Here is a 23,369-nt window from a genome sequence, read left to right as displayed (position 1 = left end):
GGGGCTTTTTGTTTTTAAAATACCGCTTACCGCCATTTTCTGATGAACTATTTCACTCATCTGACACTCTTAAAAATAAAAAGCGAGGCGCTTGGGTGTTAAAAGGGAATTACAAAGCATGGATCATCTCGATATTGCTACATACTGTGCTTTTGTTGTTACTAGCTCGATATGGCAAGTTTGTGAAGTTACACGCCGTCTCAGAACCGCCCAAGGTAATCAACGCGTATGTGAGTGTCGATTTAACAAAGCTACCTAGTTTGCAGAAGACTCAAGACAAACCTTTATCGGATCAGCCGCCAGAAACAGTTGATGAAGCGAAGGCTTTGCCGCTAAGAAAGGAAACCCCTCATAGCAGTCCTAAGCAGAAAAGCGATGATAGGGTTGTTGAATACTCAGTTAGTGAATCCCAAGAAGTGACAACTGAGGTCGCAAAGCCTGATCAGGCACCTGAACACTCAAAAACAACCGAAGTACCCTTTAAAAAGCTCAACCCGTATGCGCCAATTCCACAGCTTAAGTTTGAAAATGACTCTTCTAATGCATCGCTATTTGGTCAGGTGAACGCCGCAAATAATAATTCGTCTGTAGGCAGGATTTCTGTACCTGTGCAATTAACAGTATCAGATAAGGCAAAAGTCGTTTGGCAGAGTGGTGATGGTAGCAAGCGCATCGAGGTGCTAAATGGTATGTGTTATGGCATCGATTTTAATTCGGTGTTTGGTAAATCTGGAGTGCCAAGCGGTTCGCCCAGACCTTGTGAAGACAAGAATGCTAAATTATTTAAAGAAATAATGAATAAGTGGAGTAAAAACTAATAAAAAAACACTTTACCTCAACTTAACTTGAGCTTTTAAAGTGGCGTTTTTAAAAGGGCGCTACAATGAATCCATTAGAAAACTATCTATTAAGCTTGCAGATTAATACTTATAAAACTTCAATTTATCAAGTTATTGAAATACAAACGCGTATTTGGCAATCACTCCAATCAGGCTCTAGCTATGCACTGGCCATGCTGGAGGTATTAGAAGTAGTAAACCATTCAAAACAACAGCAGCATCAAGCACTGTTAAAGCAGGTGTTACAGCTTCTTGGCTATAGTGCCCAATCTCAAGTCGGTAATAATTTACTTGTTGCGCATAAGCACTTTTCACATTCGTTAGAATTATTATGAGCTGTCATTATTAGGTCACAAAGGTTGGGTGAAATAATACTGTTTTAAGGATTGAAACGGAGTTTCTGCATCATGAATGAGCAGCCAGAGATAATTATTATAGGTAATGGCCCAATAAATACCGAGCTTGCTGAGCTGATTGATTGTTGCCCTCGTGTCGTTCGTTTTAACCGCTGTGCAGCAATGCCTACGCACCTAGGTAGGCGATGCACTGATCTATGGCTACTGGGCCGAGGAAGGCAGGCGCAAAGCTTACTTACTGATCCGCTTGTGATGCCGCTTGAAGGGATAAGTAAAGTTGTCGTCACTGATCCTGCGCCAAATTTACTTATGCAACACATATTCAAACTGATCCGTCGTCATGGCCGGCTTGACCATGGTGACGCTTTGTTTAATAAATATGGCAAAGGATTACAGCAAGAAAGGTTAACCCAGCAATTTCGCCAATCAGTCCTTGAGTATCTATTAACGTTAGGGCCAACAATACATAAGCCATATTGCCCAAGTTCAGGAACTTTAGCGATTGTTCACTACCTTAAATTGTTTTCAAAAGTGCATATAGCAGGTTTTGGTTTTCAGGGCTGGAAGCGTCATCCGTGGCATTTAGAAAAACGCTATGTATCAGAGTTAATTCACGAAAACAAAGTCATTATGCTTGACTGAAAAAAGGCACTTAGCCGAAACTAAGCGCCTTGGCTTAACGAAGTTACCAAATCATTTCTACAAATTCTGGGTGATCCACAAATGGGTTGCGGTTACCTTGATGTTCATAAGCGGCTTGGTTACGGTCAAGCTCTAATTGGCTAACGGGATCCTCGTTATGCCACTTTAATAACATAGTAACGACCCAGCTCTCAAAGACCTGATTAGATGAACCATTCAGTACAGCGTTACTGTAGGTTGTGTTGTTTTGCCATGAGCCAATCACGTTTTCATAGCGTGTTGCCATATAGAAGTACGCTCTTGCAAAGTCACCTTTAAATTCATCAATTGGTTCAAAAACCGTTCCTGAGTAATTTAATGAGCTGGCTGCACTACCTACTTTGCTGCCGTTACTAGAGGTATAGTTTGCACTAGCTACTTCACCAAATGGGTAGTTACTGCGTTTTGAATTGACATAACCGTCAGTGGCAAAAATATGATGTACGTCTGAATTCATTGGCTCAATTGTTCCACCAAACCAACTTTTCGGGAAAGAATGCTCACGGTTGTAGCAGTCTGCTTCGCTGTTGTATGTCCCACATTGGTCGCTCACAGCAACATAGTTGTAGCTGTCTTGGCCTGCAGGGTTTTCTGAATAACGATCTAAAATAGAGTTGTCGTTTTCAAAATACTTATCGCGTGAAGCAACATCGTAAAAGCTCCAAATCGCAGAATAGCCTTGTGAGTTGTGACCTTTAATGATGTTGTATAACTCTGTTTTTAGTGCATAACCACTAAGGCCTTGCGTTGTAACATAGTATCCCGATGGCTCTGTTGGGGTTGTACCACCACCGTCACCGCCGCCTGAGCTATCGCCTAGGCTAAACGGCGTTGCTTCTGAGCTTTGGAAGCTTGCACCACTGGCAAGTACTGTTTGACCTAATGAAAGGCTGTAACTGCCATTGCCGAATGAGCAGCATATGCCATCACCATAACTATCAAAAATAGTAAAGCTATAGTCACCATCCGTTAAACATGCTTGCTCACTGTACTGAGTATTTGCTGCATAGCTGCCGCCTGATGCTACTGCACTACCTTGGCTATTGGTGATTTGCCAGCTTGTTTCTTCACCATAGTTATCGGTAGTGAGGGTTAAAGACACTTGGTTATAGGCGCAGCTGCCCGAAGGTGGTGGGGTTGCGCCAGTGCTTGGTGCAAAGCTATCTACATAAACTACTTCGCTGCCATCAAAACCAGTTACGTCGTAAAAGCGCAGGCCAACATTAATTGATGTGGTAGCAGAGGCTGTGTACTGATAACTGATTTGTTGCCATTGATTAGTTAATGCTGAATTAGAATAGCCTTGATAGCCATCAACCACTAAGCGAGCTTTTACGCCGCCTTCTGTATGGTAAACCCAAGCTGAAAACTCATAAGTTTCACCCGCCACTACATCAACTAGCTGCTGTAAATCGGTATTACTTTGCGTGCCAGTATTAACCACGACTTGCGCTGAGTAATTACCTGAGTAAACCACATTACTATTAGCGCTAAGGCTAATACCGCTATCTATGGTGCTCCAGCTTGCAGGGGTGTTTGCTGACCAGCTTTCGAAGCTGGCGTTATTAACATTTGCCAATGCTGAACTCGCTAGGCACAGCAAGCCACTGGCTAGCATATATTTTTTACATGTCCCGTGTGACATTGTATTTTCCTTTTCATATTTTTTAATAGTTATTGCTGTTCTTAAAATGAACACAGCGAGTATAGGCTAATTGTCTTATGTTGCAATAATGTTAATTAATAAAAGTTTCTTATTTGGGAATTTTTGCTTTTAACATGTTTTTTTTGGATAAATACTAAATTAATAACTAAATGGAATATCAAAGCAGATTCTATTCTTTTTTAATCGCCTCAGACCTCGTTATTCTTCACGCTCAGATAAACCTTTAAAGCGTTTTTATTAGGTCTTTAAAGTCGAAAAAATTGTTCGCGAAATGACGGTAGCAAGTTCGTTTCGCAGTTAACTTTTCAGGGTTACGAGGAATAAATTCATGTTGTTAAGTCAACTAAATGCAGCGGCGAGCCCGCTATCGCAAGAGCAAGTACAAAAGCTGCAAGGCTTAGTGGCTGAACTTAATCCAATTCAGCAAGCGTGGGTAAGTGGTTACTTAGCTGCAAATGCCAACGCAGGTGCATTAACCGGTGGTGTTGCAGCCGCTCCAGCTGCAGGTGATGCACAACCGCTAACTATTTTATACGGCTCGCAAACGGGTAACGCAAAAGGCGTGGCAAGTAAGTTAAAAGAGCAAGCAGAGTCGCGCGGTCTAACGGTTAAGTTAGTAAACATGGCTGACTACAAACCAACTGCCCTGAAAAAAGAAAAGTTCATCACGGTTGTTGTTTCAACTTATGGTGAGGGTGAACCACCAGAAGACGCTGAAAGTCTGCATGAATTCTTAACGACTAAAAAAGCACCAAAACTAGATGGTGTTAAAGTGGCTGTGATCGGCTTAGGTGATTCAAGCTACGAGTTCTTCTGCCAAACAGCAAAAGATTTTGAAGAGCGTTTTAACAAGCTTGGCGCAGAAACTATTTTCCAGCGTGCTGACTTAGATGTTGATTACGATGATGAAGCTGCTAAGTGGATTGACGGTGCACTTGATGCGTTTGAACCTGATCTTAAAGCGCAGCAGCAAGCAAGTGGTGGTCAAGTTGTGGCGATGCCATTTGGTGCAGCGGCACCAGCAGCAAGCCAATACACCAAGCAAAACCCATTTGCTGCAGAGCTAAGCGTTGTGCAAAAAATTACCGGTCGTGATTCAACCAAAGATGTGCGTCATGTTGAAATTTCATTAGAAGGTTCAGACATCACCTATACACCGGGTGATTCGCTAGGCGTTTACTTCTTAAATGACGAAGCGCTTGTTGATGAAGTACTTACGCTTACACAAATCGATGCATCTAGTACGGTTGAACTCGGCGACGAAGAACTAAGTATTCGTGATGCGTTAATCGAAAAATTAGAACTAACTCAGTCATACCCAGGCTTTGTTGAAAAATATGCAACAGCAACGGGCAACCCTGATTTATTAAAGTTAGTTGAAGATAAAGCGGCAATGCGTGAGTACATTGAGCCTCGCCAAATCTTCGATATTATTCGTCAAAACCCAGCTCAGCTTGAAGCACAAACCTTAGTAGACTGCTTACGTAAACTACAAGCACGTTTATATTCGATTGCATCTAGCCAAGCAGAAGTTGAAGAAGAAGTTCACTTAACGGTGGGTCTGGTTGAGTTTGATGCATTCGGCAGCGAGCACTTAGGTGGTTGTTCTGGCTATTTAGCACGTCGTGCTGAGGAAGGCTGCAAAGTAAAAGTATTCAGCGAGCATAACGATAACTTCCGTTTACCGGCTAATGATGAAACGCCAATTATCATGGTAGGTCCGGGTACAGGTATTGCACCTTTCCGTGCGTTTTTACAAGAGCGTGATGCCCGTGAAGCAAGCGGTAAAAATTGGTTATTCTTTGGTAACCCACACTTTACCCAAGACTTTTTATATCAAGTAGAAATTCAAGGTTACTTGAAGTCAGGTTTACTGACAAAAGTGGATGTGGCGTTTAGCCGTGACCAAGCGGAAAAAGTATATGTTCAAGACAAACTTCGCAAAAACAGCCAAGAAGTATTTGCTTGGTTAGAAGCGGGTGCTCATTTCTATATCTGTGGTGATGCAAACCGTATGGCGAAAGATGTTCATCAGGCGCTTGTCGACATTATCAAAGAAAATAGCGGCAAAGATGATGAACAAGCTGAGCAATATTTAAAAGATTTACGTAGCGCAAATCGCTATCAGAAAGACGTGTACTAATCACGTTTAAAGCTAACAGCCGTCACTGTAACAAATTTAGGAAATACCATGAGCGAACAAGACAAAAACGTAAAGCTTTCTGATAACGAGCGTTTGAAAAGAGAAAGTAACTTTTTACGTGGCACCATTGAGCAAGACTTAAAAGACGAGATCACTGGTGGTTTCACTGCTGATAACTTCCAACTGATCCGTTTCCACGGCATGTACCAGCAAGATGACCGTGATATTCGCCCTGAGCGCGCTAAACAAAAATTAGAGCCGTTACATAACGTAATGTTACGTGCTCGTATGCCTGGCGGTATCATCAAGCCAGAGCAATGGTTAGCGATTGATAAGTTTGCTGAAGAGAAAACCAGCTATGGCAGTATTCGTTTAACCACGCGTCAAACGTTCCAGTTCCATGGTGTACTTAAGCCAAATATTAAAGGCATGCATCAAATGCTCAATAGCGTGGGCATTGACTCAATTGCAACGGCGGGCGATGTAAACCGAAACGTATTATGTACAACGAACCCAGTTGAATCTGAGCTTCACCAAGAAGCGTACGAGTGGGCAGCGAAGATCTCTGAGCACCTATTACCAAAAACCAAAGCATACGCTGAAATTTGGCTAAATGGTGAAAAGAGTGAAACCACTGAAGAGCCAATTTTAGGTTCAACTTACTTACCGCGTAAGTTTAAAACCACAGTGACAATTCCACCGAACAATGAAGTGGATGTGCATGCGAACGACTTAAACTTCGTGGCAATTGCAGAAAACGGCAAGTTAGTTGGTTTTAACGTGTTAGTGGGTGGTGGTCTTGCGATGACTCACGGTGATACAGCAACGTATCCTCGTAAAGCAGATGACTTTGGTTTTATCCCACTTGAACACACGTTGAAAATTGCTGAGCACGTGGTGTCTGTACAACGTGATTGGGGTAACCGCTCAAATCGTAAAAATGCGAAAACTAAATACACACTAGACCGTGTAGGTTCAGATGTATTTAAAGCTGAAGTTGAAAAACGTGCCGGTGTTCAATTTCAGCAGAGCCGCCCGTATGAGTTCACTCACCGTGGTGACCGTATCGGTTGGGTTGAAGGTATTGATGGTAAGCACCACTTAACGCTGTTTATCCAAAGTGGCCGTATTTTAGATTACCCAAATCAACCTCTTAAAACAGGTTGCCGTAAAATTGCTGAAATTCACCAAGGTGATTTCCGCATGACTGCAAACCAAAACTTGATCATCGCAGGTGTTCCGGCTGATCAAAAAGCGGTAATCGAAGAGATTGCTCGCAACCATGGCTTAATTGATGACAGCCATACAGAGCAGCGTAAAAACTCAATGGCGTGTGTGGCATTACCAACCTGTCCGCTAGCGATGGCTGAGGCAGAGCGTTATTTACCAAGCTTAATTGAGAAAACAGAAGCGCTATTAGCTAAGCACGGCATTAGCGATGACAACATCATTATGCGTGTCGTGGGTTGTCCGAATGGCTGTGGCCGCGCAATGTTGGCAGAAGCGGGTCTGGTTGGTAAAGGTCCGGGTAAATACAACGTGTACTTAGGTGGTAACCGTGAAGGCACGCGTATTCCAAAATTGTATTTAGAAAATGTTGGCGAAGACGTATACCTAGACGCATTCGATAAGCTAATTGGCCAATGGGCAAGTGAGCGTAATGAAGGCGAGTGTTTTGGTGATTTTGTAATTCGCAAAGGCATTGTTGCTGAAGTTAAAGTTTCAGTAACCGATTTTCACGCATAATTTTATAAGCGACACCGCTTTAAGGTTTGGAATTAACCATGAGTGAATTTAAAGACATCTTAACGATGAGTAAAGAAGACCAAACAGCCATGCTGGCTGATATTAATGGTCTTCTGACTGATAAAAGCGCAGAAGAGCGTGTTGCGTGGGCACTTGAAAACTTACCAAGCACTCACTTTTTGTCGTCGAGCTTTGGTATTCAAGCGGCGGTGATGTTGCATTTAGTGACATCGCAGCAGCCAGATATTCCAGTGGTACTGACTGACACGGGCTATTTGTTCCCTGAGACTTATCAGTTCATCGAGCAAATGACCGAGCGACTTTCGCTTAATCTTAAAGTTTATAAAGCACAGCTTAGCCCAGCGTGGCAAGAAGCGAAGTTTGGTAAACTTTGGGAGCAAGGTGAAGCCGGTATTAAGCAATACAATCAACTGAATAAAGTTGAGCCAATGACTCGCGCTTTAAACGAGCTGGAAGCAGGCACCTGGTTTAGTGGTTTGCGCCGTGACCAGTCATCAAGCCGTGCTGATAAGCAAATTGTTGAAATTAGCCGTGGCACAGTGAAAGTGTACCCACTTATCGAGTGGAATAACCGCGATATTTATCAGTATCTAACTAAGCATGATTTGCCGTATCACCCGCTTTGGGAGCAAGGTTATGTGTCTATGGGTGATGTTCACACCACCCGTAAACTTGAGCCTGGCATGACAGAAGAAGAAACGCGTTTCTTCGGTTTAAACCGTGAATGTGGCTTACATATTGATGGTGACGGTATCTAATCCTAAATTCCTATCAGAATTTTCTCAAAGCGCAGCTTAGCCTGCGCTTTTTTTGTGCTATTTATATACAATCCCTGGCTCAATTTTATGAGAGAAAATTATGAGTCGTGCCGTTGTTTTTTTATTATTGCTATTAATTACGCCTTTAGTGCGAGCAGAAACTTTACGTGTTGCGTTGTATGACACGGATTACCCACCTTATCATTTTGTTGATAGCGGTCAAAAAGGCCTAGTCGCTGACCTATTAAGCCGCTTTGCCGAAAAATATAATTATGATCTTCAGTACATGCTGGTACCAGAAGTGCGTTCGCAGCATTTACTTGATGAGGGTCAGGTTGATGTTCGTTTAGAGTCTGAGCAATGGTATCGTGGAGATAATCAATATTATTGGAGTGATAGTATTGCGATTGTTGAAGATATTTTAGTTATGCCCAGAGGTTGTCATATTCCAGCGATTGATGAGCTCGGCGGCTATGTGTTGATGGCTCGCTTTGGTTACACTTACCCGCAATTTGAAGCATTGTTTGCAGCTGGCAAGTTGCATCGTGAAGATTTTTACTCTGAAATAGATATGTTGAATGCTTTAGTCGATATGCAGCAAAATCAACGTGTTGCCGTCATCTCAAAAAACACATTGCAGTGGTATGCCTCAAGAAATCATGTCTTTAAGAAATTCACGGTAAGTGATTACAGTGTGGGTAGAGCGCCGATGCAATTACAGTTTACATACAATGAAAAAGGTAAGCATATGAGCGAGCAATTTAACGAATTTATGAAAAATCTTAAATCATCCGGTGAATTTGCTAAGATTGAGAGTAACTACCAATAATCGGTAAATGGAATGATTAAGCGTTTTTGTTATCTTGCGGTTATGTTGCTACTGACCAGTGTTGCCCTGCTGTTTTACATTAAAAAGCCAGACGGTAAACCTTACCTAGAGCTGAGCATGTTCGAGCGTTACGCAGAAAAAGTAAGTGGTGATGTGAGTGATTTTGCTTCGCAAGGTGCCGATACACTGACCAGCCAAGCAAAAAAGCTCACTGAGAATTTGAGCTTTAGCAAAAACGCGGATGCACCTGTCGTCGTGTATAAATGGCAAGATGAACATGGTCAGTGGCACTATGCTGATACCCCTCACCCTAATTACGTTAGTACTACAGTAACTTTGGATCCGAACGATATAACTGTGTTACCTGCAGAGACTTTTCAAGCTGATGAAAAGCAACCAACAACCGTTAAAGCAGACGAAAAAGCTGCAGCGCTTGGGATATACGACCCTAAAAATGTACAAAAAATGATGCAAGATGCTGAGCAAGTAAAACAGCTTATGGAGCAACGTAATAAGCAACTTGAGCAGCAGCTCAAAGAGCAAGGTGGGAATTAACTTTGTTTGTTTTGCGCTGTGAGATCGCTTTCTATTTTCATCAGTAAAATAGTGAGATAAATTTTGGTGGGTAACGAGAACAGCACACCAACAGCAATACACGCTGCGCTGATCATAATGCCATGTATACCCATGCTATCACTTAAGTAATTGCCGGCTAATAGAGAATGCCCCAAAATGATTAGACAAATACCTAAAATAATAAAGGTTTTTAAGATTCGAATGATGGTTTGTTCAGTCATACAAGCACCTCACTTTAGCCTTAATTAAAGTGTAGGTGCTGTTGTCATTAAGAGGATTGTTCTAAATCAAGCAAGTGTCGGTTATTTGTCTAATTTTAACGCGCTGGTTTTTATGCGCTTTTCATTTTTTGTAAATAAGTGTGTTGCTCTAAACTGTAATTTATACCAATTCGCTTAATTAAGTGGTCTATTTTGAGGCAATAAAACCTCGTTGATAACAAGGCAAAAATTTCGTTATTTAGTTTGTTCTAAATCAGAAATTTTTAACGCAGGTAGCGACAGGTTTAATCCCTCAAAATGATTAAGTATTATTGCGGATTGGTATTACTGGTGTTCTAAACAAAAAAGGGGCTGAAAATTCAGCCCCTTAGTTAACTTAAAAGCAATTACTGCTCAGCCAGCATATTACGCAGAACATACTGTAAAATACCGCCATGTTTGTAGTAGTCCCATTCTTTCGGGGTATCTATACGTACATCAACACTAAAGCTAATTTGTTTTCCTTCGCTGTTAGTGGCAATCACACTGACTTCATTGGTTTTGTCATATAAGCCTTCAAAATCGAACGACTCTTGGCCGGTTAAACCGAGTGACTCATAGCTTTCACCTTCTTTAAATTGTAGGGGTAAAACACCCATACCAATCAGATTTGAACGGTGAATACGCTCATAACTTTGTGCAATAACGGCTTTAACACCAAGTAAAAGTGAACCTTTAGCAGCCCAGTCGCGTGATGAGCCTGTGCCATATTCCGCGCCCGCTAAAATAATCAGTGGCGTACCATCTTGCTGATATTGCATCGCTGCATCATAAATACTGGCGAGCTCATCACTTGGTTGCATACGGGTCACACCACCTTCGGTACCCGGTGCTAATAGATTACGTAAACGCACATTAGCAAAGGTACCTCGCATCATTACTTCGTGGTTACCACGACGCGAACCATACGAGTTAAATTGTGCTTTTTGTACACCGTGCTCTTGCAAGTAAAGACCTGCTGGGGCATCCGCTTTAATCGCACCTGCTGGCGAGATGTGGTCAGTGGTAACTGAGTCACCTAATTTTGCTAAACAGCGCGCACCACTAATGCTCGGAATACCAGGAGGCTCAATCTCCATACCATCAAAGAATGGCGCTTTTTTGATGTAGGTTGACGCATCATCCCAATCATAAAGTTTGCCATCAGGAATTTGAATTTTCTGCCAACGATCATCACCTTGATACACATTGCCATAGCTTGATGCGAACATTTCTTTGGTGACAGTTTCGCGGACGAGTTCGTTCACCTCACTAACACTTGGCCAGATATTTTTTAGATAAATGTCATTACCATTAGGGTCTTGCGCAAGCGGCTCATTGTAAACGTCGATATCTGTACGGCCCGCAATTGCGTATGCAACCACAAGGGGTGGTGACGCTAAAAAGTTCATTTTCACATCTTGGTGAATACGGCCTTCAAAGTTACGGTTACCCGATAAAATAGAGCTTACAACTAGTTTATGCTTTTGAATAGCTTCACTGATTTCATCAGCTAAAGGCCCTGAGTTACCGATACAGGTTGTACAACCATAACCGACAAGGTTAAAGCCTAACGCATCTAAATCATCCATTAAGTCGGCTTTTTTCAAGTAATCAGTCACCACTTGAGAGCCCGGAGCAAGTGAGGTTTTAACCCATGGCTTAACCTTTAATCCTAATTGTTTGGCTTTTTTAGCCACTAGGCCAGCAGCTAAAATAACACTTGGGTTTGACGTGTTTGTACAACTTGTAATTGCAGCAATGACACAAGCACCATCATTAAGCTCAAACTCTTCGCCTTTAAAGTTAACCTTAGCTGCGCCCATAAACTGTGCTTCGTTTACTGGCTCATCAGGGTTAGTGGTTGGGCCCTCGTCTTCAATGCGCGCCTCTTGAACATCGCTTTTATCGCGATGTTGCATACGCTCTTCTTGAAAGCCTTTTAAGTGCTCACCAATAATGCTACCTGCTTTATTAAGGGCAATTCTATCTTGCGGACGTTTAGGTCCGGCAAGGCTTGGCACAACATCATCAAGTGACAGCTCTAGTGTGTCGGTATAATGGGCTTCATCGCCAGGGTTACGCCATAAACCTTGGTGCTTAGCATAGTCCTCGATGAGTTTGAGTTGTTTGTCATCGCGGTTAGTTAAACGTAGGTAGTTGATGGTTTCATCATCAATTGGGAAAATACCGCAGGTTGCACCATACTCAGGCGCCATGTTTGCAATAGTTGCACGGTCTGCAAGTGGTAAATCAGCTAGACCATCACCATAAAACTCAACAAATTTACCTACTACGCCATGCTTACGCAGCATTTCTGTCACGGTTAGTACAAGGTCGGTTGCGGTCGTACCTTCTGGCAGGCGACCATTGAGCTTAAAGCCAATGACCTGTGGAATGAGTAAGCTGATCGGTTGACCAAGCATTGCGGCCTCGGCTTCAATACCACCCACACCCCAGCCTAGTACCCCAAGACCATTGATCATGGTGGTGTGCGAATCGGTTCCGACTAGGGTATCTGGGTAGGCGAGTGATTTACCATTTTTACTATCGTTAAATACCACGCGGGCTAAATATTCTAAATTTACTTGGTGTACGATGCCGGTTGCTGGTGGCACGACTTTCAAGTTATCGAAGGCAGTTTGCCCCCAGCGTAAAAATTCGTAACGCTCTTTGTTACGCTCATATTCAAGTTTTGCATTTAAGTCGAATGAACCATCTTCACCGTAGCCATCAACTTGTACTGAATGGTCAATAACAAGCTCGGCAGGCGACAGCGGATTAATCTTCGCAGGGTCGCCGCCAAGTTTTTCCATGGCATCACGCATCGCGGCTAAATCGACAATGGCGGGTACGCCGGTAAAATCTTGCATGACAACACGAGCAGGCGTAAATGCGACTTCTGCTGATGGTTTCGCTTGAGGGTCCCAGTTTAATAAGGCATCGATATCTTGCTTTTTAATATTAACGCCATCTTCATTGCGCAACAGGTTTTCAAGTAAGATTTTTAGAGAGAATGGTAGACGTTTTGCTTTGTCGCCTAAACCTTGTAAAGAGTGAATATGATATTGCTCACCATTAATCGTAAGCTGCTTTTGGGTATCAAAACTGTTATTCATTATTTGCCCCTGTGGTTTGAGCAAGCAATTTGGCTTGCTTTGTTGTTTCCTTTTCGAAATAGACACAGTGTTATTGCAAACTTAATACCAGCTGAGAAATTCATCTAGCTGATGAAAAAATATGCTACCTAATATAGTTGCTGCTGATGTGATTTATTTCAAGGGAAGGGGGCAGATAAAAAGGGTAGTCACTTTAAACTACCCTCAGAAATAAGTGTTTTTAGTTAAGCCAGTTTTGTTGTTTACCTTTATGGCTAATAAACAATAATAGTAAACCAATAACGATCACGCACAATGGCATTGCTAATGCGCTAGTACCAAACATAGCAAGGCTATCTATCACCACAAAATTATAATATTGCTGGACTAATACGGCGATAAACGAGATTAAAAATAACTCGCGCGCAAGGGCTTTTTTTGTCAGTAATAAGATGCTCGCAAAACTTGCTGCAAACACGGCTATCGCAAAGGCAGCCGTTGACCAGAGCGGTATGTCGCGGTATGCGGCTTGTTGTGCTTCGGGGAGTTGGTTAATCATTTCGGGTGTGATCAACAGTTGCATTATAAATGCAATGACACCTAAAAGATTCCATACAAGGGCTGCCCAAGCAAGTGGCTTGAGCCAAGCTGGAGGATTCATAAATCACCTTTTATTGTTGTTATAATCGCATTCAATTAAAGGTGATTTATACTAACTAAGCAAGCTCTAGTTAACCAAAAGAGATAGGGCGACGGCCGGTTTTTTCGTCTACTTTTGGTTTTTTAGTACGTTTACGCTTCGATTTTTTTGGCGCTTCTTCAGTGCTTTGTGGTTGTGCTTTTTGTACAGGTTCCGGTGGGCGAGGATTCGGTGTTGCATCTTCGCTTAAAGTAAGTTGGAACAACTCACCATCGAAAGCCAACACGTCACCACTGTATAATTTTTTCCGTTTTATTGTACAAATTTCATAGTTAACCCCAACATAACCTTCACCAATTAAGGCTTTTGCTTGGCCGCCTGTTTCGACTAGGTCGAGCACTTTTAACAAGTTGCATAACTCTATTGGCTCTTCTTCTAGTTCAATTTCGATGAAATCTTCGTTCATGTTGGTCTCTCTTAATTCAATCGCAGCCATTATAAAGCCTAGCACTCAATTGAACCAAGATTAAATTTTTAAGCTCTTCAGGCGGTTAAAATTTACAGCAATAAAAAATCTGACATTTTTATAAACAGTAAAAAAACTGCAGTATTTACTGGGTACACTGCGCGCGTTCGGAATTGGTGTACAAATTGCTAAATGCATGTCCGTTTCATTTTTTATTCGTTCAGGAGAAGTTGTAATGGGCGTAAGATCAGCGCTAAGAAAAGAGTTAATGGGTTTGCAAGATTCGTCATTGCTTGCTGCAGATGATGTGCGAGCTTTGTTAACGCAAACAATTAAATCTCAGCCTGAAAAGTCAGAACAAGGTTTTGCGTTAATTTCGCGTTTTAATGATAACCATAGCCAGTTAAGTTCAGGTGAAACAAATAAAGAAAAACTGCTTCAGCATCAAACTCACCGTTTATTTAAAGATATTTTATATACCCGTCAAAGTGTTAATAGTTGGCTAAAAAAACATCTTAATTAATTGATTTATTGTTTTTCTCACTTTAGACTACATTTGTAATCTAAAGTGAGAAAGAATATGAAAAGGATAATTTCGGCAGCCATATTTTTAATTTTGGCTGGTTGTCAGCAAGCTACAGTCTACGTATACACAGAAAATCTTGATCAGTCGCAGTTGCAATCATTAGAGCAAGCATTAAATAAGCAAAGCTTACCCTATGAATACACTCAGCTCCCAGTGCCAAGAGAGTTTGCGGATGCAACCTTAATGTTATCGAGTGATAAAATCCTCACTCATGAAACTGAGCAACTTGCTGAAATTATGCAAGGATTGGGTTATGAAGTTGAAATCAAATACACCACAGATGCCAACCACTTTTACAATCATGGCAATATTGGCTTTTATTTAAAAGCTAAAAATACTACCACTAATTTTACTATGCCGGCTCGTGTACTCACCACAGGATGTGTTGAAGACAAGTATAATGATCTTGTTGTTACATTCAGTGATAAGCAAGCTCACTTTACTCTTGCTGGCGGTAGTAAAGTTACTCTTGATTGGGAATACTTATACGGCCACCTAGTCATTTATTATAAAAACTATTCGCAAAGTTACAGCCATTTAACGCCAGAAGTGAGTACCCCTTTTGGTATGAAACCATCAGACACCTACCGTTACACGGCTCGCGTTAATAGCCCAAGTTGGTTAAATTGCTCATTTCAAATTGTGTATATGGACTAGCTACGTGACTCAAGGTAAGTGCTTAACTTAGTAATACGTTCACTCATACCTTCGATTATGCGATCTTTAATTTTCTCGCGGATCACATTCGGCAAGCGGGTAAGTGCCTCAGGGGTGATAGCTAACAAAATGGTATCAACTTTTGCGCGCGCACTGGTACTGTGCTCGCGGTTATTGATAAAAGCACCTTCACCGATAAATTCACCAGGCTCAATCGTGCCAAGTTCAAGAAGATGGCTTTGTTTGAATACCATCAGTGAGCCGCTTAGCACAATATAAAGCCGCTTATCAGTATCGTATTGTTTGAAAACAGCGCGGCCTTGCTTGACCAAATATAAATGGCTAAATGACTCTAATAACACTTGTCGTTCGCTTAATGTGAACTCTCTAAAAAATGGTAATCTGTTAATAATTTCCATTTGTTTAATTAGTGGAATGTGCTCGATTAAATTCATTGACTCACATTGGTTTGCGCGAAATTAGCTAATATTGCGCTCTTTTAGCTTGCGGGTCAATGTATTACGACCCCAACCGATCTTCACTGCGGCTTCTTGCTTGTGCCCAGCACAGTTGGCAAGAGCAGTTTTAATCAAGCGAGTCTCGAGTTGTGCTTGAATGGCAGGCCAAATATTTTCTTTACCTTGTTTAAGTTCAAGGTTAAGCCATTGTTGAAATGCATCTAGCCAGTCGCCTTCTTGCTCGATTGGTGTAACTGCGACGATTTCAGGTGGCAAATCTTGTTCACTAATAAGTTCACCCGGCGCCATAACGGTTAACCAACGGCAGGTGTTTTCTAATTGGCGCACGTTACCTGGCCAGTTAAATAGGCGTAGTTGCTCAGTGGCTTTTGGGCTTAAAATTTTGCTGTCAACTTGCAGTTCTTTGGCACTTTTATGTAAAAAGTGTTGTGCTAGTCGTTCAATATCTTCCGTACGCTCACGCAGCGCGGGTAAGCGTAAACGCACTACGTTTAAGCGGTGGAATAAGTCGTCACGAAACTTACCTTGTTTTACCAAGTCTTCGAGGTTTTGGTGCGTTGCAGCAATAATACGTACATCAACTTTAATACTTTGATGGCCGCCCACTCGGTAAAACTCACCATCGGCTAACACGCGTAATAAACGTGTTTGAACGTCGAGTGGCATATCACCAATTTCATCTAAAAATAAAGTGCCACCATTCGCCTGTTCGAAACGGCCTTTACGAATGCTGTCGGCTCCAGTAAATGCGCCTTTTTCGTGGCCAAATAACTCTGACTCAACTAATTCTTTAGGAATGGCAGCCATATTCAGAGCTATAAATTGGTTTTCTTTGCGTGGGCTGTGGTTATGCAGGGCGCTTGCAACTAGCTCTTTACCTGTCCCTGACTCACCATTAATCAGCACGCTCATACTTGATGCTGATAATTTACCGATCGCGCGAAACACCTCTTGCATTGCAGGTGCTTCACCGATGATATGCGCATTGGTTTGTGGTGCTTGTTTGCGTTTAGTTTTCTTCGTTGAGTTAGCGCGACATGCGCTTTCTACCAGTGCCACGGCTTCGTCTAAGTCAAACGGTTTGGCGAGGTACTCAAACGCCCCTTTTTGGAAGGCATTTACCGCCGAATCTAAATCCGAGTGAGCGGTCATGATAATAACAGGTAAGCCAGGATTTTGCTCGGCAATTGTTTCGAGTAACGCCATGCCGTCCATGCCAGGCATACGCACATCAGATACCAATACCGTGGGCTGGCTAAACTTTAATGCGTTAAGCACATCTTGTGCGTTTGCATAGCTTTCAGTGTCAAATCCTGCACGTGCCAACGCTTTTTCCAATACAAAGCGAATTGAGGCATCATCATCAACTAACCAGACTGTTTTCATGACTACTCCAAAAAACCATTAATCCGTAAAAGGCAAATAGATATTAAATTCTGTATGGCCTGGCCAACTGTCACAATCAATGTGGCCGTCATGTTGGTCAACCAAGGTTTGCGCTATCGATAAACCAAGCCCTGATCCATTTTCTTTGTTGGTGATCATTGGGTAGAACAAGGTTTCACGTAAGCTCTTGTCTATACCTGGGCCGTTATCCGAAATTTGGATCAGCAAGGTTTTTTTCGGTGCCTTACCCGGGCGCCTGTGTTGATGATTGATGCGAGTCTTTATTCTTATCTCGCCACCATCAACAAGTGCCTGTTGTGCATTACGAATAATGTTCAGTACCACTTGCTGAATTTTACTCTGATCTATGTATACACTCGGTATACTTGGATCATAGTCTTTCACTAAAGTGATATTGGCATTGTTGTCTAACATGCTCAGTTTAATCACCGACTCTAACGCTTGGTGAATATTGCCATGGGATTTGTGTGGCAGTTGATTCGGACCAAGTAAACGGTCGACAAGCTCGCGTAAACGGTCTGCTTGTTCAATGATTAATTCGGCACATTGATCACGTTCTTGCTGATCAACCTCATACTGCAATAATTGCGCCGCTCCGCGAATTCCACCTAAAGGATTTTTAATTTCATGTGCTAAACCACGAATAAGGTTACGGGCAGCTTGATATTGATGCATTTGATTCGAAGCTTGGTCATGGCGAATTTCATCATCCATTTGGCGGCATTCGAACAGGATATAATTTTCATCGTTGCTACTTATTCGGCGTGTGCTAATAGTTAACTTGGCATGGCGAGAATCGACGAACACCACGTCAGCTCTATGTTGGTGGCAATCGACACCGTCAAACAACGAATACTGAGCAATACGTTTTAAATCTATCGAGTGGTAGTTAAATAGGTTGTCGAACGGTTGGTTGATGATACGTTTTGGGCCTAAACCTAAAAGCTCACTGGCGCTATCGTTTGCGTAAACCAGTTTAAAATCATGATCGAGTAAAATAACAGCAGTACTTAAATTTTTCCAAATACTGTCGAGTAATTGAGAATTAAAATGTAGATCTCTGAGCATGGTTGCACCATTTTAGTGCGTTTCAATTTAGTGCAGCTTAGCATACTCTTTTTGCTTTGCGAGACATCATGTCGAAAATTCTAATTTCCGTTATTAATTGAAGTTCTGTGCATGAAAAAAGTGCTGACTGGGCTAACTGAAACGAGTTTATTATTCGCATCAAAAAGTTTCGCTTGTAATGTGTGTTCGCCTCGAAAGACCTCTCTTAGAGCAAAGGTCGTGCTATTACTTGGTGCGCCATGAGGTGAACCATCAACGAGTAATTGAACTTTGAAACCAGTTTCAAAACGGGGGCTGATTCGTGTAGTAACATAAACAGAACCTGTATTTTCTCTCACAGTTTCTTCATTTGCGGGGGCTGCAATTGACACTTTAAAGTTAACAGGGACTGCACTTTGAGCAGTATCAAGAATACTGGTATCAGCTGCAGGCATTGTAAGATTTTGGGTATTTAACTTGACCTCAGTAGCACCGGGGCGAGGAGTATCAGAAAATACTAATACACCATTCTCATCTTTCCAAGAATAGACTTTTTGTGCTGCTGTATAACCAAAAAAGCTTGCAAATAATAACGATAATACCAATAAGGTTGTGTTTTTCACCCTGCGACCCTGCATTTTTTCACTTAACTAAAACTGTAGAGTAGAACCCGCTCAATTACCATTAAAAAAGCCCGCAGAGCGGGCTTGAGAACACACATTTATTATCTTTTAGATAATTCTGATACAGCGTGTATTACACGCTGTAGTACATTTCGAACTCAACTGGGTGAGTTGTCATGTTAAGTTTTTCAACTTCTTGGCTCTTAAGCGCGATGTATGCATCGATTAGGTCATCAGTGAATACGCCACCTTGAGTTAAGAACTCACGGTCTGCGTCTAATGATGCAAGTGCTTCTTGTAAAGAAGATGCAACTTGTGGGATCTCAGCTGCTTCTTCAGCAGGTAGATCGTATAAATCTTTGTCCATTGCATCGCCAGGGTGGATCTTGTTCTTGATACCGTCTAGGCCAGCCATAAGCATTGCAGAGAATGCTAAGTATGGGTTCGCAGTTGGATCAGGGAAACGTACTTCGATACGACGTGCTTTTGCAGACGGTACCACTGGGATTCGGATTGAAGCAGAACGGTTACGTGCAGAGTATGCAAGCATTACAGGAGCTTCGAAGCCTGGTACTAAACGCTTGTATGAGTTCGTTGACGCGTTAGCGAATGCGTTGATTGCTTTAGCGTGCTTGATGATACCACCGATGTAGTAAAGTGCTTCTTCAGAAAGACCTGCGTATTTGTCACCCGCGAAGATGTTTACGCCATCTTTACCTAGAGATTGGTGACAGTGCATACCAGAACCGTTATCACCTACGATTGGTTTAGGCATGAATGTCGCTGTTTTTCCGTATAAGTGAGCCATGTTATGGATAACATATTTCATCTCTTGGATTTCGTCAGCTTTTAATACCATTGTATTGAAGCGAGTTGCGATCTCATTTTGACCTGCAGTTGCTACTTCGTGGTGGTGAGCTTCTACTACTTGACCTAGTTCTTCAAGAACTAAACAAGTTGCTGAACGCCAGTCATGTGATGAATCAACAGGTGAACACGGGAAGTAACCGCCTTTAACACCTGGACGGTGACCCATGTTGCCACCTTCGTAATCTTTATCTGAGTTCCAAGCAGCTTCTACAGAATCGATTTTGTACATAGAACCAGACATGTCTGATTTGTATTTAACGTCATCAAAAAGGAAGAATTCTGGCTCTGGACCGAATAATACAGTGTCAGCAATACCAGTAGAGCGCATGTACTCTTCAGCGCGTTTTGCAACAGAACGTGGATCACGCTCGTAACCTTGAAGTGTTGAAGGCTCAACTACGTCACAACGTACGATTAGTGTAGCTTCTTCAGAAAACGGGTCCATTTTCGCAGACTCAGGAACAGGCATAAGTACCATGTCTGATTCGTTGATACCTTTCCAGCCAGCAATTGAAGAACCGTCAAACATTTTGCCGTCTTCGAAGAAATCTTCATCAATTTGATGATGAGGAATAGAAACATGCTGTTCTTTACCTTTGGTATCAGTAAAGCGTAAATCAATGAACTTAACGTCATTTTCTTTGATAAAATCTAAAACCGATTGTGACATGTGTCCTCCAATTGTTGGGTTTTATTTTTGCTGCATTATTGCTTTTCGCTTATATAAGCTGGTTTCGTGCCATGTTTTTAACACCTTGTTTAGGCTTGTAAAAAGTGAACAGGGCTTCGTTTTGTTAACTTTTATTGCACTAAGTTGGTGCGTAAAAAGATCATTCTGGTGCGTAAAAAGTGCGACCTTGTTTTGCACAATTATTGAGCGTGCCAATTTTTCGGTTATGAACACGATTTAGTGCCAAAATATGGTTCAAAAACTAAAATTTCGCCAGTTTTGAGCTCAGATTCACTTTAATTTTCATAAATTTGTCATTTATAAAACAGATACTTATAAAAAGCTTGAAGAAAGTTTATAAATTTATATTGGATAAACTTTCATCCATGCCATTATTAAGGGATAATATGCGCCCTTTTAAATCCTATGCTGGGACATCTGGTGAAAACGCAGGTGACTGCGTAGATCTTGCAGGATCAATGAGATTCAATTTCTCTGAGAAAAAATATGAGCATCGAAAAGTTAAGAAATATAGCGATTATCGCCCACGTTGACCACGGTAAAACAACTTTGGTTGATAAACTGCTTGAGCAATCAGGCACATTAGAAACGCGCGGCGGTAACGAAGAGCGCGTAATGGACTCAAACGACATTGAGAAAGAACGTGGTATTACCATTTTAGCTAAGAACACAGCTATCTCTTGGAACGACTACCATATCAATATCGTAGACACCCCAGGACACGCCGACTTCGGTGGTGAAGTAGAACGCGTACTTTCGATGGCTGACTCAGTATTACTACTTGTTGATGCTCAAGAAGGTCCAATGCCGCAAACGCGTTTCGTAACGCAAAAAGCATTCGCACAAGGTTTAACGCCGATTGTTGTTATCAACAAAATCGACAAACCTGGTGCACGTCCTGACTGGGTTATGGACCAAGTTTTCGATTTATTCGATAACCTAGGTGCAACTGACGAACAGTTAGACTTTAAAGTAATCTATGCATCAGCTATCAACGGCTGGGCAACAATGGATTTAGACGAGCCATCAGATAACATGGAACCAATGTTCCAGATGATCGTTGACGAAGTATCTCCACCGGATGCAGATCCTGAAGGTGCTTTCCAAATGCAAATTTCTCAGCTTGACTACAACTCATACATCGGTGTTATCGGTGTAGGTCGTATCAAGCGTGGTACTGTTCGTCCTAACCAACAGGTGACTGTTGTAAGCGCAGACGGTACTAAGCGTAACGGTAAAGTTGGCCAAGTAATGAGTTACTTAGGCCTTGAGCGTCATGAAGCAGAATCTGCAGGCGCAGGTGACATCATTGCAATCACTGGTCTTGGTGAGCTGAAAATCTCAGACACTATCTGTGATGTAAATACCGTTGAAGCATTACCACCACTAAGCGTTGATGAGCCAACAGTAACAATGACGTTCTCTGTAAACACATCACCATTTGCTGGTAAAGAAGGTAAATTCGTAACGTCACGTAACATTCTTGAGCGTTTACAAGCTGAGCTTGTTCACAACGTTGCATTACGTGTTGAAGAAACTGACAACCCAGATAGCTTCCGTGTTTCTGGTCGTGGTGAGTTACACTTAGGTATCTTAATCGAGAACATGCGTCGTGAAGGTTACGAGCTTGCTGTATCTCGTCCACAAGTAATCCTTCGTGAAGTTGATGGTCAAAAAGAAGAGCCATACGAAACACTTACAATCGACTGTCAAGAAGAGCACCAAGGTTCTATCATGGAACAAATTGGTCTTCGTAAGGGTGAACTAACAGACATGTCTCCAGATGGTAAAGGCCGTGTACGCATGGACTTTATGATCCCAAGCCGTGGCTTAATTGGTTTCCAAACTGAATTCATGACATTAACGTCTGGTTCTGGTCTTCTTTACCACACATTCGATCACTACGGTCCACATAAAGGCGGTACTATCGGTGCTCGTAAGAATGGTGTAATGATTGCAAACGCAACTGGTAAAGCACTTACTAACGCATTATTCAACTTACAAGACCGTGGTAAGTTATTCATCGGTCACGGTGTTGAAGTTTACGAAGGTATGGTTATCGGTATCCACAGCCGTGACAACGACCTAACTGTAAACGCGCTTAAAGGTAAGCAACTTACAAATGTTCGTGCATCGGGTACAGATGAAGCGCAAACGCTTGTTCCACCACTAAACTACACGCTTGAACAAGCGATTGAGTTCATCGATGATGACGAGTTAGTGGAAGTAACACCTGAGAACATCCGTATTCGTAAGCGTCACTTAACTGAAAGTGAGCGTAAGCGTGCGAGCCGTGCAGCTAAAGACTAAAAACGTCTTTTAGTTTTGCAAAATAGAAGCCGCCGTATTGAAAAATACGGCGGTTTTTTTGTTTTAGTGTAAGCCAGGTAGGTTGGGCAGAGCGAAGCGAAACCCAACTTAATTTATATAGATTTCTAAACGCAACTCGCAACTTTTTACTAACTCCCCCATCTGTACTATCTTTTCTAAATCCAACTTGCAGGAGAGTAAGATGTATTTAGTTAGACTGATTTATACAAGTGAAATTAGCGATGGGTTTGGGCCTAATGATATTGAGGATATTCTCGAAAAGGCGAAAAAGAAAAATGCTGAATGTAATGTAACAGGGCTACTTTGTTTTAATAGTACTCATTTTATGCAGTGTCTTGAAGGATCGCGAAAAGCAGTGAATGCAACGTATCATCGTATTTTGAATGATAAAAGGCATCGCAACATTATCATGCTGAACTATTGCGAAATTGCAGAGCGGGAATTCGAAAAGTGGTCGATGGGGTACATACCATATTCAAAACTAACAACGCCATTAAATATTAAATACTCAGGTACTAGCGATTTTAATCCATTAGCAATGTCAGCAGGAAGTGCTCACAAATTGATGCTTGCTTTGCGAGACTCCATGCTGGATAAAGTTATTTAATATTAGCCCGTAC

At 41.9% G+C, this 23,369-nt stretch carries 22 protein-coding genes; 12 read left to right on the top strand and 10 right to left on the bottom strand.

The window, feature by feature from the left end:
* Window positions 1-8: 8 nt before the first annotated feature.
* The 3 genes from CWC02_RS10285 (at window position 9) to CWC02_RS10275 (ending at window position 1,837) form a co-directional block, all read left to right on the top strand.
* On the top strand, window positions 9-818 hold the full coding sequence (locus CWC02_RS10285) for a hypothetical protein (protein ID WP_138618047.1): 810 nt from the start codon (window positions 9-11) through the stop codon (window positions 816-818).
* A 65-nt stretch (window positions 819-883) separates the two neighbouring features.
* Window positions 884-1,174 (top strand): hypothetical protein, encoded by a 291-nt coding sequence (locus CWC02_RS10280; RefSeq protein ID WP_138618045.1) that lies wholly within the window; start codon window positions 884-886, stop codon window positions 1,172-1,174.
* A 72-nt stretch (window positions 1,175-1,246) separates the two neighbouring features.
* Window positions 1,247-1,837, top strand: coding sequence for a hypothetical protein (locus tag CWC02_RS10275; RefSeq protein WP_138618042.1), 591 nt, complete (start codon window positions 1,247-1,249; stop codon window positions 1,835-1,837).
* Between the two features lie 43 nt (window positions 1,838-1,880).
* Here the strand turns inward: CWC02_RS10275 and CWC02_RS10270 are convergent, their stop codons facing one another.
* Complete coding sequence (locus CWC02_RS10270; RefSeq protein ID WP_138618040.1) at window positions 1,881-3,521, bottom strand: endonuclease; 1,641 nt, start codon at window positions 3,519-3,521, stop codon at window positions 1,881-1,883.
* Between the two features lie 349 nt (window positions 3,522-3,870).
* Between CWC02_RS10270 and CWC02_RS10265 the strand changes: the two genes are divergently transcribed.
* From CWC02_RS10265 to CWC02_RS10245, 5 genes are all read left to right on the top strand, one after another.
* Window positions 3,871-5,685, top strand: a complete 1,815-nt coding sequence (locus tag CWC02_RS10265; RefSeq protein ID WP_138599062.1) for an assimilatory sulfite reductase (NADPH) flavoprotein subunit — start codon at window positions 3,871-3,873, stop codon at window positions 5,683-5,685.
* A 48-nt stretch (window positions 5,686-5,733) separates the two neighbouring features.
* A complete protein-coding gene (gene cysI / locus CWC02_RS10260) occupies window positions 5,734-7,431 on the top strand; it encodes an assimilatory sulfite reductase (NADPH) hemoprotein subunit (protein ID WP_138599061.1) in 1,698 nt (565 codons plus the stop codon).
* 38 nt (window positions 7,432-7,469) lie between these two features.
* A complete protein-coding gene (locus tag CWC02_RS10255) occupies window positions 7,470-8,210 on the top strand; it encodes a phosphoadenylyl-sulfate reductase (protein WP_138618038.1) in 741 nt (246 codons plus the stop codon).
* Between the two features lie 100 nt (window positions 8,211-8,310).
* On the top strand, window positions 8,311-9,039 hold the full coding sequence (locus CWC02_RS10250) for a substrate-binding periplasmic protein (RefSeq protein ID WP_054552380.1): 729 nt from the start codon (window positions 8,311-8,313) through the stop codon (window positions 9,037-9,039).
* Window positions 9,040-9,051: 12 nt separating this feature from the next.
* Complete coding sequence (locus CWC02_RS10245; protein WP_138599059.1) at window positions 9,052-9,594, top strand: DUF4124 domain-containing protein; 543 nt, start codon at window positions 9,052-9,054, stop codon at window positions 9,592-9,594.
* On the opposite strand, the gene CWC02_RS10240 is transcribed toward CWC02_RS10245, so the two are convergent.
* The 4 genes from CWC02_RS10240 to CWC02_RS10225 all read right to left on the bottom strand — a co-directional run bounded on the left by CWC02_RS10240 (window position 9,591) and on the right by CWC02_RS10225 (window position 14,058).
* Window positions 9,591-9,836, bottom strand: a complete 246-nt coding sequence (locus CWC02_RS10240; RefSeq protein ID WP_138599058.1) for a hypothetical protein — start codon at window positions 9,834-9,836, stop codon at window positions 9,591-9,593. The genes CWC02_RS10245 and CWC02_RS10240 overlap by 4 nt on opposite strands.
* A 386-nt stretch (window positions 9,837-10,222) precedes the next feature.
* Window positions 10,223-12,973, bottom strand: a complete 2,751-nt coding sequence (acnA, locus tag CWC02_RS10235) for an aconitate hydratase AcnA (protein ID WP_138618036.1) — start codon at window positions 12,971-12,973, stop codon at window positions 10,223-10,225.
* Between the two features lie 220 nt (window positions 12,974-13,193).
* Complete coding sequence (locus CWC02_RS10230; RefSeq protein WP_138618034.1) at window positions 13,194-13,613, bottom strand: hypothetical protein; 420 nt, start codon at window positions 13,611-13,613, stop codon at window positions 13,194-13,196.
* A 70-nt stretch (window positions 13,614-13,683) separates the two neighbouring features.
* A complete protein-coding gene (locus tag CWC02_RS10225; protein ID WP_138599152.1) occupies window positions 13,684-14,058 on the bottom strand; it encodes an RNA-binding S4 domain-containing protein in 375 nt (124 codons plus the stop codon).
* Window positions 14,059-14,293: 235 nt separating this feature from the next.
* Between CWC02_RS10225 and CWC02_RS10220 the strand changes: the two genes are divergently transcribed.
* Together CWC02_RS10220 and CWC02_RS10215 are read left to right on the top strand one after the other, a co-directional pair.
* Window positions 14,294-14,581: a hypothetical protein gene (locus CWC02_RS10220; protein ID WP_062566674.1), complete on the top strand. Its 288-nt coding sequence runs from the start codon at window positions 14,294-14,296 to the stop codon at window positions 14,579-14,581.
* A gap of 57 nt (window positions 14,582-14,638) precedes the next feature.
* Window positions 14,639-15,301 carry a hypothetical protein gene (locus CWC02_RS10215; protein ID WP_054552386.1) on the top strand — a complete coding sequence of 221 codons (663 nt, stop codon included), beginning with the start codon at window positions 14,639-14,641 and terminating at the stop codon, window positions 15,299-15,301.
* On the opposite strand, the gene CWC02_RS10210 is transcribed toward CWC02_RS10215, so the two are convergent.
* The 5 genes from CWC02_RS10210 to glnA form a co-directional block, all read right to left on the bottom strand.
* The gene (locus CWC02_RS10210) at window positions 15,298-15,756 is read right to left on the bottom strand and encodes a cyclic nucleotide-binding domain-containing protein (protein WP_138599054.1); all 459 of its coding nucleotides are present in this window, start codon (window positions 15,754-15,756) and stop codon (window positions 15,298-15,300) included. The two genes, CWC02_RS10215 and CWC02_RS10210, sit on opposite strands and share 4 nt — an antisense overlap.
* A 24-nt stretch (window positions 15,757-15,780) precedes the next feature.
* On the bottom strand, window positions 15,781-17,166 hold the full coding sequence (gene ntrC / locus CWC02_RS10205; protein WP_054552388.1) for a nitrogen regulation protein NR(I): 1,386 nt from the start codon (window positions 17,164-17,166) through the stop codon (window positions 15,781-15,783).
* 18 nt (window positions 17,167-17,184) lie between these two features.
* A complete protein-coding gene (gene glnL / locus CWC02_RS10200; RefSeq protein ID WP_054552389.1) occupies window positions 17,185-18,255 on the bottom strand; it encodes a nitrogen regulation protein NR(II) in 1,071 nt (356 codons plus the stop codon).
* 80 nt (window positions 18,256-18,335) lie between these two features.
* Window positions 18,336-18,857, bottom strand: a complete 522-nt coding sequence (locus tag CWC02_RS10195) for a DUF4124 domain-containing protein (RefSeq protein WP_249364093.1) — start codon at window positions 18,855-18,857, stop codon at window positions 18,336-18,338.
* Between the two features lie 133 nt (window positions 18,858-18,990).
* A complete protein-coding gene (gene glnA, locus CWC02_RS10190; RefSeq protein ID WP_054552391.1) occupies window positions 18,991-20,397 on the bottom strand; it encodes a glutamate--ammonia ligase in 1,407 nt (468 codons plus the stop codon).
* A 507-nt stretch (window positions 20,398-20,904) separates the two neighbouring features.
* Here glnA and typA point away from each other — a divergent pair.
* Together typA and CWC02_RS10180 are read left to right on the top strand one after the other, a co-directional pair.
* Complete coding sequence (typA, locus tag CWC02_RS10185; RefSeq protein ID WP_054552393.1) at window positions 20,905-22,728, top strand: translational GTPase TypA; 1,824 nt, start codon at window positions 20,905-20,907, stop codon at window positions 22,726-22,728.
* Window positions 22,729-22,930: 202 nt separating this feature from the next.
* A complete protein-coding gene (locus tag CWC02_RS10180; protein WP_054552394.1) occupies window positions 22,931-23,356 on the top strand; it encodes a BLUF domain-containing protein in 426 nt (141 codons plus the stop codon).
* The last annotated feature ends 13 nt before the right edge of the window (window positions 23,357-23,369 follow it).

This window comes from Pseudoalteromonas sp. S2721 (assembly GCF_005887425.1).
Taxonomy (GTDB): Bacteria; Pseudomonadota; Gammaproteobacteria; order Enterobacterales; family Alteromonadaceae; genus Pseudoalteromonas; species Pseudoalteromonas simplex.
The sequence above is the reverse complement of the archived record's forward strand: the minus strand, read 5'-3'. Positions and strand labels throughout refer to the sequence as shown.